A 13,457-nucleotide genomic window follows, 5' to 3' on the forward strand; every position below is an offset into this window, starting at 1 on the left:
ATATTTCTAAATTATGGCTAAGTCATAATCGAAAAAAGCCCTTCTCAAAAGAGAAGAGCTTAATAAAATATTTGCTTAGTTTCTTAAAATTAAATTATTGACCCTCCTCGGGGCAAGCCCACGAGCTTTGCGAGTAGACTTTAGCTTCTATCACTGATTTAAATAATTAAAGGCAAAATTAAAGTAAAGAGAGGCACCAATTAAAAGGCTGTCCTCATCTATGTTAAATTCTGGATGGTGATGAGGGAAGTTTTTGCTATCATCCTCAAATCCAGCCCCTACAAAAGCTAAACAACCAGGGATTTCATTTAGATAGTAAGCCATATCTTCACTACCGGTTGTTTTCTCCATTGAAATTATACTATCTTCACCAACTATCTCTGCCGCAGCTTTTTGAGCATAGGCAGCGATTTCAGCATCATTGACTGTAGGTGGTGTCCCTTCTTTGATCTCAACTTCAGCCTCTGCCCTATATGCTGCAGCAATTTTATTGGCAAATCTTTCAATAGCTTCTGAAGCATTAGTTCTTGATTTCTCACTAAAACAGCGCAGGGTTCCTTCTAATTCGGCTCGAGAGGGAATAATGTTAAATCTACTCCCAGAATCGATTTTACCGATTGTAAAGACAACCGGATCTAAAGGACTGCTTTCTCTACTCATAACAGCCTGTGATTCCATCACAAAGGCCGAAGCAGCTGCAATCGGATCTACAGTCTGCTGAGGAAGTGAACCATGGCCGCCAGCACCGATAAAATTAATCATCACATAATCACCAGAAGCCATTCTTGGACCAGCCTCAACATTAATTTTGCCTGTTTTTAAACCACTCCAGAGATGAATACCTAAAATTGCCTCAACATCTTTAAGTACTCCCTCTTTAACCAGCTCTTTGGCTCCTGCTACCATCTCTTCAGCAGGCTGAAAGATAAGTTTTACTCTTCCCGATAATTGATCCTTTGTTTTAACAAGAGCTCTGGCTGCTGTTAATAACATTGCCGTATGTCCATCATGTCCACAGGCATGCATTAAACCTTTATTTTCTGATTTAAAGCTGAGTTCAGTTTCTTCATCTAATTCTAAGGCATCAATATCAGCCCTTAAAGCAACTGTCTTACCTTCTTTTGCACCTTCGATTACTGCCACAACTCCTGTGCCAGCACAACTTTTATATTCAACCCCTATTTTATCTAACTCTTCTTTAATCCGTTCAGAAGTGCGGTATTCCTCCCAACTTTTTTCGGGATTTTTATGAAATTCTCTTCTAAGTTCTATTAAATATTCTTTTTCTGCTCTTAAAACTTCCTTAAAGTCCATCTATACCACCTTTTTTAAGCCTTTAAAAAATCTAAGGCGAATTTTGCATAAAGAGCTGCTGATACTTTTAATGCAGCTTCATCAATATTAAATTTCGGATGATGGTGGGGATGATATTCGACCTTATCCTCATTTTTAGAACCAACAAAGGCAAAAACTCCTGGCAGCTCTGCAGTATAAAATGAGAAATCTTCTCCACCGGTTGTTTTTTCTACATGGGCTAAACTTTCTTCACCAAAAAGATCGACTACCGATTTTTGACCAATTTCTGTCATCTCTTCATCATTTATACAGGGAAGAGTCAGCTTATTATACTCCATCTCTATTGAAGCTCTATAACCCTGAGCTGTTTCCGAAGCTACCCTTTCTATCATTTGGGGAAATTTATCATTTAGCTCCTTACTAAAACAGCGGGTTGTCCCTTCTAAATAGGCCTTACCTGGCAGCACATTAAATCTAGAACCTGATTTAAATATACCAACACTTAAAACAGAAGGATCAAGTGGACTTATTTCTCTACTGACAATAGACTGTAGATTCATAACCACTGCTGCTCCTGCAGTTAAAGCATCAACACCCTGCTGGGGCATTGAGCCGTGTCCCCCTTTACCTTTGACATCGATTTTAAATAGATTTACCGCAGCCATCCTGGGACCAGCTTCAAGTGAAACTTTACCTGTTTGCAGCTCATTCCAGAGGTGGATTCCCATCACAGAATCAACATCAGCTAAAACACCAGCTTCAACCATAGCTTTGGCACCTTCTGCCACTTCTTCTCCAGGTTGAAAGAGCAGCTTAACCTTACCGCTGAATTCTTCTTTAAGTTCATTAATTATCTTGGCAGCTGTCAGTAGAGAAGCAGTGTGCCCATCATGACCACAGCCGTGCATCAAGCCATCATTTTGAGATTTATATTCTAGATCATTTTCTTCTTCAAGTTCTAAAGCATCCATATCAGCTCTAAGAGCGATTGTCTTATCACCTTTTTTTCCTTCTATGGTTGCTACAACACCAGTTCCAGCAACGATTTCTGTTGCTAAGCCTAGTTTTTCTAACTCTTCTGCCACTCTGGCTGAAGTTCTCTCTTCCTGCATACTAGCCTCTGGATGCATATGAAATTCTCGGCGCATTTCTACGGCATAAGCAAAATGTTTTTCTGCCAATTCTTTAATTTTATCCATTCTGACCACCTAGATCCTTTACAGACTGATAAATTACCTCTATACCTTTTTGTAGGTCCTCATAATCTGTCCATTCCTCAGGACAGTGACTTCTACCACCTTTGCTGGGGACAAAAACAAGTCCCACATCTGTCATCCCAGCCATAACCATTGCATCATGACCTGCTCCACTGATCATTTTTTTATAGCTAAAACCATTTTCTTTGGCATTTGCTTCAAAAAGAGCAAGTATCTCTTCAGACAGAGGTATTGGATCTACACTTAATAATTCATTGATTTCCCATTCAACAGCAGATTCTTTTTCTTCTTCTGCCAAAATACTTTGAATGGCATTTTTAACCTCTGCAACAAGTTCAGCTGATTTAGACCTGATATCAACCGTAAATTCAACTTCACCAGGAACTATATTCGCAGCCCCAGGTTTTACTTCCAGTTCACCAACTGTTGCAACTGTACCTTCTCCAGCTCTAACAGCTGCTGCTTCAACCTCCTGAACAACTCTAGTGGCACTTAAAAGAGCATCCTTACGCATATCCATCGGGGTAGTTCCGGCATGATCAGGTCTTCCTGTGAGCTTAACTTTAAATTCATTGATTCCAACTATAAAGTCGACCAGACCAAGATCTGTACCTTCATTTTCTAAAACCGGCCCCTGTTCTATATGAAGTTCGATAAAAGCTTTAATAGATTCTGGATCTCTAGCTGCATCTTTAATTTTTTTGGGCTCAAAACCGTGTTTTTTAAGCTCTTCTGCCATGGAGATTCCAGCTTTATCTTTGTAATTAAGCAGATCCTGATATGATATAGCTCCAAGCATAGCTCTACTACCATAAAGACCGGAACCAAATCTGCCTCCTTCTTCTTCGATTAAAGCTACAAATTCAATCGGATGCTGAGTTTTAAAACCTTCTTCTTTAAGTAATGTCATGACTTCTAAGGCCATTATTACACCTGCTGGTCCATCAAAATGGCCTCCATTTTTCACAGAGTCATAGTGAGAGCCGATCATAATTGCTGGAGCCTCTGGATTCTCTCCCTCAATTCTGCCGAATAAATTACCAGCCTGATCTTCATAGGCTTCTACCCCAATCTTTTTCAGTTCCTTTTTTAAATATTTTCTTGCTGCTTGTTCTTCTTTGGTAAAGCTAAATCTAGTTAAACCTTCTCCTGAATCTGTATTAAATTCTGAAAGCTTTGTTAAATGCTTTTTAATTCTTATTAAACTACTTTCCATATTTTCCATCCTTCCTACTCCAAGCTATTCCCGTTTATATATCACCCTGACTAGCCTCTATTTTAGAGGAAGTTAACAAAAATACCGGCGATAATTACTGAAGCTATTGTAACTGTGGTAAAACCACCAACAAGCATTTCGGGAAGCATTTCACTCATTAAAAATTTCTTTTCTTCTTCATTTTCAGCCAGTGCTTTTGCACCTTCTTCTGTTAATATATAGTTTGGTGGGAAACCATAAAGTGCTGTCAAAGCGATTGCAAAAGACATTTCTTTAGTATAGCCCAATAATTTACCAATTAAGATCGATAAGATAGCCATTCCTGTTACACCAAAAACTATAATCCCAACTAGTGGACCAGCCAGTTCAGCCAGCATTGTCGGGGTGGCATCAGAAAGACCGGCAAAGATAAAGGCCATTAAAATAGTAATCAAAAAGCCAAATGAATTAGAAAGATTAAGCGGTCTTTTTTCCACAAAACCGATCGCATTGGCAATAACACCAAAAATCAAACAGTATACAAAAGGTGAAATACCTAAATATGGATCTAAGAAAGTACCTACTGCTACAGCAGCCCAGGCTGTTAAACCTAATTTGGCTAAGAGCACATAAGTTGTACTATATTTTTCTGGAACTGGTGGTATCAATTTCTTAGAATTCTCTTCTTCTGTATCTGCCTCAACCTCTTTGTATTCTATTTCTCCTTTTCTATAACCTTCGATCAACCGTGTCCCTTCAATTTTAAGCATCAATGAAGTTAAAGGATAACCGAGAAAGCCCTGCATAACATAAGTAATAATAGCTAAAACTGCCATCTGTTCTAAGCCAAGTCCTGCTGCAGCTTCATTCATGATAATTGCTGCTACAACTCCTCCAGTTAATGGTGGAGTGGCAGTAACTGCTGCCTCAAACCCAAAAACTGCAGAACCAATAGTCATTGTTAAAGAAATAATACCCGCGATACCAACAAGGGCAATAACCACACTTCTCCACTGAGCTGCCAGTTCTTTAACAGAAAGCAGGGTCCCCATATGGGTTATCAAAAGATACATTGATAAATAAACTACCGGGGTCTGAAAACCTGCCTGGGCAACTATATCACCAGGGAAAAATGTCCAAAAGCCAAATAAAAATAATAGTGCTGCTACAAATACCGAGGGAATAAATGCCTTGGTTTTTGCCGAAATAACGTCTCCAACTGCTAGAATAATTAGTACGATTGAAAATGCCATTAATAAACTCATAAATTTCCTCCTCGTTTTGCTTCTACTCTGATACTTTTCAATTATTATAACAATAATAATTGGCTGTGACCATATTGTATACACCAAAGTTTGACTCAGTTATTAGTTCTAAACATTGAATTTATCTCAATAAGGTTATATAATATTTTTAAATAAAGGCAAAATATTTGCCCAAATCTAAATTATTACTTTAAAAACAGAGGGGTTTTCTCATGAAAGTAAAAGAAAATAAATTAATAAAAATGCATTCATTATTGGAAACAATCAAACTATTGAATTCAGAAAAAAACGTAGATACAATTTTAAAAACTCTGATGACAAAATCACTTGAGCTTACTCCTGGTGGAGATATGGGAGCTATTTTTTTAATGAACGAAGCTAGCGGCTTTTTAGAAGTATATGCTTCCTATGGTATGGGAGATGCTGTTAAAGATGTACAGTTAAAAGCAGGTGAATCAATGACTGGGCAAACATATGCTAAAAAAGAGACCATGTTTTTTCGAGACAGCAAAGCCGTGCAAAAAGCAATGAACAAAATGCGCAATAAGAATAAGAGGCTGGCCCTTGAAGCTAGAGTATTAGCTGAAAAAATCCAGGGTGCAATCTGCTGTCCACTGATCTATAAAAATGAAGCAATAGGTGTACTTGTAGTTGATAATACCAGTGATGAACATTCACTTAAAGATGAAGATGTAGAGTTTTTAAACGATATTTCTGTTCAGGCTACCATAGCCATCATCAATGCCAGAAATTATAAAAGACAGCTGCAGGCAAATAAAAAACTGCAGAAATATAATCGTATTATTCAGGAACAAAAAAACAAGTATAAATATACAAACAGCCTCCATACCAAACTAACTAATATGATTTTAAGTGGTTCGTCTATCAAAGAAATACTACAGGAACTAAAAAATATGATAGGAAAAGATATTTTTATATTGGATATTTTTTATAATCTGCGCTATCATTCTTTTGCCGAAGATGCTCAACTTAAAGAGATTAGTGATAATTTAGCTGAACTAATTCCTTATCTGAGAAAAGAAAAAACAGCTTACATAAAAAAAGCCGAGGCTATTAACATTGTCATATTCCCGATAATAGTAAAAAAAGAGGTTATGGGCTGGTTTTGTGTATTAAATAACTCGCAATCTAAACTAGATGAGCTTGATAAAATAACTGCTGAAAGAGCAACAACAATCATCGCTTTAGAACTAATAAAAGAACAGGAAATCTCAGATATGGAACAATCACTTAAAGGTGATTTTCTAGACAGCCTACTGCTGAATAATGACTGTGCCTTTATCAAAAAATCAGCTTTAAGTTATGGTTTTAACTTTGATAAAAATCATCAAATTATAGTAATCGAGTTTGCACTTAAATCAAATAATGAACAACAGAATAAAAAGCTACTCAAAAAATATTATCATCTTATTAATAAAAAGAGTAAAGAATTTTTCCCAAATTCCATCGCTCTGATCAAAAGAAATATGATTATCATCATTATAGAAGAACTTGATAATAAAGCTGAAGACAAAATTAAAAAATTCAATCAAAAATTAAATAAGATCTTTTCTCCAATTTTTGCTTTTAAAGAAGATGATTTTTCCTATAAGATGGTAGTAAGCAGTTCTTTTAAAAAGATTGATGATTTTAAAGAAGCATATTTTCAGGCAATAAATACTCTGCCAATGCTTGAAAAAAAGCAGGATAAAAACTATGCTTTTTATGACCAACTAGAAATCAAAAAACTGCTCAGCAAAAATGATGCTGAAGAGCTGGCAGCATTTGCAGAAAAAATACTAAAACCACTTAAAGATTATGGTAATTCGTCTAAAAATGATCTGATCAAAACCCTAAAAGTATATTTGCAGAGCAACTGCAGCTGGACAACAAGCAAGGAAAAACTCCATATCCATGGTAATACCTTAAGCTATCGCTTGAACAGGATTAAGGAGATTTTAAATATTGACTTTGATGATTATAATGACCGCTTAAAACTGCAGCTTGCCTTTGAAATCGAGGATATTATTTAATTTTTAATCAATCAGGCTTAATTTAAGGAGTTGAAATTATGAATGAAGAACTGATCCGTCTTTCATATTATCTTTTTGGAACTATCTGTCTCTGGCTTTTATTTATTGAAGCTGGGGAAAAAGGCTGGAAATCTTTAATCCCTATCTACAATATTTATATTATTAGCAAAATCGCCGATAAACCTACCTGGTGGTTGATACTGCTTTTTATCCCGATAGCTAATGTAATTATTGCTTTAATCTTATTTGTTAATTTTATTAAAAAGTTTAATCAGCCGGCCTGGCATGCAATTTTGCTGCTCTTTATTCCCCACCTCTATGTTTTTTATATAGCTTTTAGCGATAAAATAGTCTATAAAAATTAAAGCTATATTTTAAAATCCCCTGCTTAAAAAGCAGGGGATTAATTTATTCTTATTAAGTTATTGAAGTTAAGTTATTGAAGCCTGATAGATTTTATCAGCCGCATCTTTTAAAACCTGATCAAATTCTTCATCACTCTGTTCAACATGTAAGTCTTGAAGCAGAGCTCTGGAGAAACTGGCGATTAAACCATGATTCTCACTTAACTTATCAACAGCTTCCTCTTGGCTGTAACCTCCAGATAATGCTACAACCCTCAGAACCTGAGGATGTTCTATCAATTCTGTATAAAAATCAGCCTCATCCGGAATTGAAAGTTTGAACATCAAAATTTTATCTGATTCAAGCTTTTCCAGCTGTTTTAAGATCTCATCTTTTAAGATTGCTTCGGCTTCTGCTTTATCTTCGATATCAATATTAACTTCTGGTTCTAAAATTGGAACAAATCCAGCCTCAACTATTTTTTTACCATATTCAAACTGCTGCTCAACTATTTTCTTGATGCCTTCTGGATTGGCACTATGGATAACAGAACGCATCTTGGTACCAAAAATATTATTTTCTTTGGCACTTTCGAGCAGCTGATCAAGCTCTGTCATTTCTTTCATCAGCTGAACCCCATCTTCTAGCTCTTCTTTGCCCTCATCTACCTTAAGGAAGGGAATAACTCCTTTTTCTTCCCAAAGATAATCTCCGGTAGGCATTCCTTCCATAGAGCGCTCCATGGTTTCTTTAAACAAAATCGCTCCCAGAATCTTTTGAGAAGTAAAGGCAGGACTGGTTATTACCCTAGTCCGCATTTGATGAATAAGATCAAACATTTCATCTTCACTATCATATTCATCTTCTGCTATTCCATAGCCTTCAAGAGCACCAGGTGTACTACCACCACTCTGATCAAGAGCTGCAATAAAGCCTCTACCGTTCATCATACGTTCGAACTGTTTTTTATTCATTAATATACACCCCATTTGTTAATATTTCTCAGATTTTTATTCTAAACTTTATTATATAATTATCTGAACGAAATTACAAATGATAGCAGTAACTTTTAGCATTAAAGCTTTTTAGAGGTTAGAACTGCTGGATCCTCCATCGATCACAATCGAACTACCATTAATATAGCTTGATTTTGGTGAAGATAAAAATGCAACCAAATCTCCTAATTCAGCCGGTGACCCTATTTTTTGCAGAGGAATATTATTTCTCTTAGAATCTAAAGCTTCTGCATAGCTCTGAAACTTTCCTGCTGCAGCCCTGCCCAAGCCACTGCTGGAAGCAATAATTATTGCTGAATTACCTCTGATTGCAAGATCCATGCTCTCACACTCCTTTTTAATGTAAATTGCCTTCTCTATGAACAACATCATAAGCAAATAATGCATAGCCAATTTGAGCTGGATTATACTTAGATTCTGCTGCCATTTTACGAACAATCTTGATTATTTTTAGATAATCATCTGCTTTAAAGCTTTCTTTTTCTTGCTCGAAATAGCCTAGCCTCCATAAGCTGGCCCAGACCCTTGTATCGATAACACAGTGATTTTCAGGATCTAATGAAGTTAAAATTGCAGAAGCAGTTGGAATACCAATTCCCATTAAACTGCTGTATAAAGCTAGTCTGGCAAAGGTATCATCAATCTCATAGGCCAAGGCTGTTATCTTTTCCACCCTAGCTTCGGGATTCTTTTTAACATGATAGGAACTTCTAGTTGAATTTAAATGAGCGAGTTCATAAAGTTCTTCTTTATTTAAATAAGATTTCTGATGATATTTCTCTCCTAACTCAGCTAGGGCAGCAGGATATAGACCTGAGGTATTATCATATTCATTTAAATATTTTGCATAATCTATACTTTTAATTATAATCATCCCTTTCTTATGCTTCCAACCCTGTGATAAAATTATCTATATTTTTACCCAGCATTGCTGCATTATAGCCTCCCTCTAAAACGGCAAAGCTAGGCAGGCCAAGTTCTGCTATGAGCTGACCAATCTTGTAATAACCCTCAGAACTGATTCCCAGTGATGCTAAAGGATCGTTTTGATAGGCATCAAAACCGGCTGAAACTGCTATTAATTCAAAATCTACTCCAGCTCTTAATGCTTTTTGAAGCAGTTTTTGCAGCTCCTTAAGATATTTTTCTTCACCTGGTATTTTTCTAAAAACATGGTTCAAACAATTTGCTCTACTCTGCAGACCACTACCCGGAAAAACTGCTTTGTGTAAAGATAGATAAACAATATCTTTTCTACCGAAAAAAATATCCTGAGTACCATTTCCATGGTGGCCATCAAAATCAATAATCAGAGTTTTTTTCTCTTCTTTTTCTACTGCTACTGCAAGATTATTAAAATAGCAAAAACCCATTAAATAATCCGCACCTGCATGATGGCCAGGTGGCCTCATTAAAGAAAAGCCATTACAAGAAGCTGCCTGCAGAGCTGCTCCAGCTGCCAGGGCTGCATAATCATAAATATTTTCATAGTTTGGACAATCAGAATTATAAAAATTATTTTCTTTTATTTTTATAAGCTGAGATTTGTTATGAACCAAGCTTAACTCTTCGGCTGCTGCTGCTTCAGCTTCAATAAAATTATAGCCTTTATTTTTTAAATAATCTGAAGCTTTTTCAAGTCTTTCTGGTGATTCGGGATGACCAGCCTTTTCAAATTCTAAAGCAGTTTTAGAAAAAACAATGTCCATAAATCAGCCTCCCTTAATTTGCTGCTCTAAAAGAACAGGGTAATCCAACCGAACATTTTCCACAAACATCTGTTAAAGCAAGCTCTGGGTGAAGTTCATCATTTTCTAAAAGCCGCTCATAACACTTAAAACGAGCAAAAGAATCTACTTGAAGTGAATCATTAACACAGTTTTCAACACATTTTTGACAGTTTTTACCCGCTTTGTTTAAACAAAGCTCTTTATCTATTGGCTGAGATGGCTCTATTTTCAAATCAGTGATTAGGGTTCCAACTCTACCTGCACATCCCTTTGCTGTAATTAACATGTTATTGATTCCAAATTTACCTAATCCAGCAGCATAAGCAGCATGACGATGAGACCAATCACTAAGCAAACGTTTTTTATCAAATTGATGGGTAGCCGGTACACTACTTGCCCGCCAGCCTTTTTCAGCCAGTTCTTTCTCTAAATGTTGATTTAAATCTGAAATCAACCGATTTGTTTCTACATAAGCAGCTGCCCATTCTCTGGAACTGTATTCTCCTTCTAAATTAGAATTAACAATCTCTTTGCTGAAAGGCAAGAAATAGGCTAAAACAGTCTCTGCACCAGCAAGTATATCCTCAGGTAAAAGATGGCTGGGACTGATAATCTTTTTAAAATCTTCAAATAAAGGGTTATCTGCAGCTGCAAATTTAAGCAGTGGTTCCCTCCAGTTACTCTCAATTTCTTTGTCTTTTTGATATTCTGAAACATATTCTTTGACTATCTTCTTTAGTCTTTTTTTCACTATTTATCCCCCATTTATATTGCTAAATTAATTTCAATTCCTAGCTTAGCTAAAATTTCAATTAGATTATATCATATAACAAGCAAAGTCTAAACTTAGCTGAAAAATTTTTGTCTATTTTAGATACTTATGAACAAACAAAAAAGAAAGCCTGACAAAAATGCCAGGCAAAATTCGAGTGATTCAGCTATTTTTTTATATTTTTAAATTATTGAAGCTTGATAAATCTCCATTACTGCATCTTTCATCGCTATATTGAACTGTTCATTTGTCTGGTCCACATGGAGATCCTGTAGTAGGGCTCTGGAGAAACTGGCTATCATCTTATGATTATTAGCGAGTCTAGTGGTTGCTTCATCTCGGCTGTAACCTCCAGATAAAGCAGCTACCCTTAAAACATGTGGATCTTTAATTAATTCTTGATAGAAGTCAGCTTCTTCAGGTAGGGTAAGTTTAAACATTATTATCTCATCATCATCTAATTCCGCTAGATTTTTCATTATTTCTTTTTTCATTATCTTTTCACATTCAGCTTTTTCTTCACTGTTAATATTGATTTCAGGCTCTAAAATAGGAACAAAACCAGCAGCGGCAATTTTTTTGCCATATTCAAACTGCTGTTCCACAATCTCTTTAATTCCTTTTTGATTTGCTTCATGGATTACAGAACGCATTTTTGTAGCAAAGACGTTGTGCTTTTCAGCCTCTTTGAGCAAATCATCGAGCTCTGTCATCTCTTTCATTAACTGAACCCCATTTTTTATTTTCTCTTTGCCCTCATCTACTTTCAAAATGGGAACTATCCCTTTATCTTCCCAGAGATAATCTGCTGTATATTTACCTTCCATCTTGTTTCGCATAGTGTGTTTGAAAAGAATTGCCCCTATTATATAGTCAGAACTAAAGCTAGGGCTCGTTATAACTCTTGTCCGCATCTGATGAATAAGCTCAAACATCTCTTCTCTGCTCTCATATTCTGATTCGGGAATTCCATAACCTTCTAAAGCACCGGGAGTACTACCACCACTCTGATCTAAAGCCGCAATAAAACCATCCTTATTTTTCATTACTTCATACTGCTTTTTATTCATAAATACCCCCCTTTGACTAAATCCACTAAAATTTACCTTTTCCTATTTACATTATATTAAAGATTGAGCTTAATTACAAACTTCACAATTTGGATCTTATTCTCCAGTTTCTAGTTCTGCAAATACAGGTAGTGAATTCTCTTTTTCCATATTTATATCTCCCTGAATTAAGGGTAAAACATAATCTTTAAATCCTTCTGTTACCCCATTTTGCTCTTCATTAATCCATTTATCAGGAACTAGTTTTACTCTATTAGCTACCTTTTCAGCCTCAACCTTAATTATCTCTACCTGATAGGGATCATTAGATATTCTCTTGATTGCTGTCATTTTACCAGTTTCACCAGCCAGAGCTGCTTTTACAGCTTCTGCGCCCACCTGATAAGCTTCCACTATATCTCTACCCGAAGCACAGTGAGCTGCTGCTCTCTGCATAACATCAAACTTGATTGCCTTAACCCGATCACAGAGATTTTCTTTAATAATTGGTTTTAACGTATAAGCTGCTCCTCCCAATTTTTTATGTCCAAATTGATCATGGGCAGTACTTTTTCCTGCAGAAATATATTCTCCATTTTTATCCTTGATTCCTTCAGAAACAACCACTGTAATAGCCTTTTGTTCTTTCATCTTCTTTTCAACATCTGCAAAAAATTTATCAAGACTAAACACTGCCTCAGGTAAATAGATAAAATCAGGAGCATATAATTTTTCGTTGGCTGCTAAAACACTGGCAGCTGCAAGCCAACCACTGCTGCGGCCCATAGTTTCAATTATATGAACATTTTTGAGGTCATAAACTCTGCTGTCTCTGGCAATTTCCATAACAGAAGTAGCAATATATTTTGCAGCACTACCAAAACCAGGACAGTGGTCTGTTATAACTATATCATTATCAATTGTTTTAGGAATCCCCATTATTGTAACATCAATTCCTTTTTCTTCAGCATAACTGGTCAATTTAGCTACAGTATCCATCGAATCATTTCCACCAACATAAAATACATAGCCTATTTGATGTTTTTCTAAAAAGTTGAAAAATTTAATATAATCCTCTTCATTTTCATTGTAATGGTCAATTTTATATCTAGAAGTACCGATTACAGTAGATGGAGTGTTCTGCAATAATTCTAATTCTTTTTCGCTTTTATCTGTCAGATCAAAATATTTTCCTGCCAAAAGCCCCTGCAAACCAAAGCGCATTGCATAAATCCTATCTAAATCTTTAGATTTTTTTACCTGGTCTAAAATTCCCCTATAGCTGGAATTGATTACTGCTGTAGGTCCACCGGATTGTCCAAGCAAACAATTTCTTTTTTTCATAATAATCCCTCCACTGCTGTTTTTATGATTTTTAAAGCAATAAAGTCTTAAGCCAGAAGTCAAACCTACACCAATTTATTTTTCCACTTATTATTATAATTAAGGATTTGAAAATAATTTCCTTTAATTTATTTAATATTTTAATTATTTTGTTAATTTAAAAAGCAATTATTAAATTTTAAACTTAAGCTGTTT

At 35.7% G+C, this 13,457-nt stretch carries 13 protein-coding genes; 2 read left to right on the forward strand and 11 right to left on the reverse strand.

Annotated features, from left to right (window positions below; all coding sequences use genetic code 11):
* Window positions 1-150 precede the first annotated feature (150 nt).
* Genes LJ207_RS08130 through LJ207_RS08145 form a run of 4 tightly spaced genes read right to left on the reverse strand, consistent with a single transcriptional unit; the run spans window position 151 to window position 4,973 of the window.
* Window positions 151-1,314, reverse strand: a complete 1,164-nt coding sequence (locus LJ207_RS08130) for a M20 family metallopeptidase (RefSeq protein WP_229345905.1) — start codon at window positions 1,312-1,314, stop codon at window positions 151-153.
* A gap of 14 nt (window positions 1,315-1,328) precedes the next feature.
* Window positions 1,329-2,495, reverse strand: a complete 1,167-nt coding sequence (locus LJ207_RS08135) for a M20 family metallopeptidase (protein WP_229345907.1) — start codon at window positions 2,493-2,495, stop codon at window positions 1,329-1,331.
* A complete protein-coding gene (locus LJ207_RS08140) occupies window positions 2,488-3,738 on the reverse strand; it encodes a Zn-dependent hydrolase (RefSeq protein WP_229345908.1) in 1,251 nt (416 codons plus the stop codon). Before LJ207_RS08140 ends, LJ207_RS08135 begins: the two co-directional genes overlap by 8 nt.
* Before the next feature lie 53 nt (window positions 3,739-3,791).
* Window positions 3,792-4,973 (reverse strand): hypothetical protein, encoded by a 1,182-nt coding sequence (locus tag LJ207_RS08145; protein ID WP_229345910.1) that lies wholly within the window; start codon window positions 4,971-4,973, stop codon window positions 3,792-3,794.
* Between the two features lie 212 nt (window positions 4,974-5,185).
* Between LJ207_RS08145 and LJ207_RS08150 the strand changes: the two genes are divergently transcribed.
* Window positions 5,186-7,006 carry a helix-turn-helix domain-containing protein gene (locus tag LJ207_RS08150; protein WP_229345912.1) on the forward strand — a complete coding sequence of 607 codons (1,821 nt, stop codon included), beginning with the start codon at window positions 5,186-5,188 and terminating at the stop codon, window positions 7,004-7,006.
* 38 nt (window positions 7,007-7,044) lie between these two features.
* On the forward strand, window positions 7,045-7,371 hold the full coding sequence (locus LJ207_RS08155; RefSeq protein WP_229345914.1) for a DUF5684 domain-containing protein: 327 nt from the start codon (window positions 7,045-7,047) through the stop codon (window positions 7,369-7,371).
* Window positions 7,372-7,437: 66 nt separating this feature from the next.
* Here the strand turns inward: LJ207_RS08155 and LJ207_RS08160 are convergent, their stop codons facing one another.
* The 7 genes from LJ207_RS08160 to LJ207_RS08190 all read right to left on the reverse strand — a co-directional run bounded on the left by LJ207_RS08160 (window position 7,438) and on the right by LJ207_RS08190 (window position 13,262).
* The gene (locus tag LJ207_RS08160; protein WP_229345915.1) at window positions 7,438-8,325 is read right to left on the reverse strand and encodes a fructose bisphosphate aldolase; all 888 of its coding nucleotides are present in this window, start codon (window positions 8,323-8,325) and stop codon (window positions 7,438-7,440) included.
* Window positions 8,326-8,436: 111 nt separating this feature from the next.
* Complete coding sequence (locus tag LJ207_RS08165) at window positions 8,437-8,688, reverse strand: SDR family oxidoreductase (protein WP_229345917.1); 252 nt, start codon at window positions 8,686-8,688, stop codon at window positions 8,437-8,439.
* 16 nt (window positions 8,689-8,704) lie between these two features.
* Window positions 8,705-9,241 carry a hypothetical protein gene (locus tag LJ207_RS08170; RefSeq protein ID WP_229345918.1) on the reverse strand — a complete coding sequence of 179 codons (537 nt, stop codon included), beginning with the start codon at window positions 9,239-9,241 and terminating at the stop codon, window positions 8,705-8,707.
* A gap of 7 nt (window positions 9,242-9,248) precedes the next feature.
* Window positions 9,249-10,076, reverse strand: coding sequence for an arginase family protein (locus LJ207_RS08175; RefSeq protein ID WP_229345920.1), 828 nt, complete (start codon window positions 10,074-10,076; stop codon window positions 9,249-9,251).
* Window positions 10,077-10,089: 13 nt separating this feature from the next.
* Entirely contained in the window at window positions 10,090-10,848 is a 759-nt protein-coding gene (locus tag LJ207_RS08180; RefSeq protein WP_229345921.1) for an epoxyqueuosine reductase, read from the reverse strand.
* 203 nt (window positions 10,849-11,051) lie between these two features.
* Window positions 11,052-11,939 carry a fructose bisphosphate aldolase gene (locus LJ207_RS08185; protein ID WP_229345923.1) on the reverse strand — a complete coding sequence of 296 codons (888 nt, stop codon included), beginning with the start codon at window positions 11,937-11,939 and terminating at the stop codon, window positions 11,052-11,054.
* A gap of 96 nt (window positions 11,940-12,035) precedes the next feature.
* On the reverse strand, window positions 12,036-13,262 hold the full coding sequence (locus LJ207_RS08190; RefSeq protein ID WP_229345924.1) for a 6-phosphofructokinase: 1,227 nt from the start codon (window positions 13,260-13,262) through the stop codon (window positions 12,036-12,038).
* Between the last annotated feature and the right edge of the window lie 195 nt (window positions 13,263-13,457).

It is taken from the genome of Halanaerobium polyolivorans (assembly GCF_020711195.1).
In the GTDB taxonomy this organism is placed as follows: domain Bacteria; phylum Bacillota; class Halanaerobiia; order Halanaerobiales; family Halanaerobiaceae; genus Halanaerobium; species Halanaerobium polyolivorans.

Bases quoted from the DNA above. Each gene is read 5' to 3' on its own strand.
- LJ207_RS08130 (WP_229345905.1), bottom strand. From the start codon at position 1,314: ATGGACTTTAAGGAAGTTTTAAGAGCAGAAAAAGAATATTTAATAGAA.
- LJ207_RS08135 (WP_229345907.1), bottom strand. From the start codon at position 2,495: ATGGATAAAATTAAAGAATTGGCAGAAAAACATTTTGCTTATGCCGTA.
- LJ207_RS08140 (WP_229345908.1), bottom strand. From the start codon at position 3,738: ATGGAAAATATGGAAAGTAGTTTAATAAGAATTAAAAAGCATTTAACA.
- LJ207_RS08145 (WP_229345910.1), bottom strand. From the start codon at position 4,973: ATGAGTTTATTAATGGCATTTTCAATCGTACTAATTATTCTAGCAGTT.
- LJ207_RS08150 (WP_229345912.1), top strand. From the start codon at position 5,186: ATGAAAGTAAAAGAAAATAAATTAATAAAAATGCATTCATTATTGGAA.
- LJ207_RS08155 (WP_229345914.1), top strand. From the start codon at position 7,045: ATGAATGAAGAACTGATCCGTCTTTCATATTATCTTTTTGGAACTATC.
- LJ207_RS08160 (WP_229345915.1), bottom strand. From the start codon at position 8,325: ATGAATAAAAAACAGTTCGAACGTATGATGAACGGTAGAGGCTTTATT.
- LJ207_RS08165 (WP_229345917.1), bottom strand. From the start codon at position 8,688: ATGGATCTTGCAATCAGAGGTAATTCAGCAATAATTATTGCTTCCAGC.
- LJ207_RS08170 (WP_229345918.1), bottom strand. From the start codon at position 9,241: ATGATTATAATTAAAAGTATAGATTATGCAAAATATTTAAATGAATAT.
- LJ207_RS08175 (WP_229345920.1), bottom strand. From the start codon at position 10,076: ATGGACATTGTTTTTTCTAAAACTGCTTTAGAATTTGAAAAGGCTGGT.
- LJ207_RS08185 (WP_229345923.1), bottom strand. From the start codon at position 11,939: ATGAATAAAAAGCAGTATGAAGTAATGAAAAATAAGGATGGTTTTATT.
- LJ207_RS08190 (WP_229345924.1), bottom strand. From the start codon at position 13,262: ATGAAAAAAAGAAATTGTTTGCTTGGACAATCCGGTGGACCTACAGCA.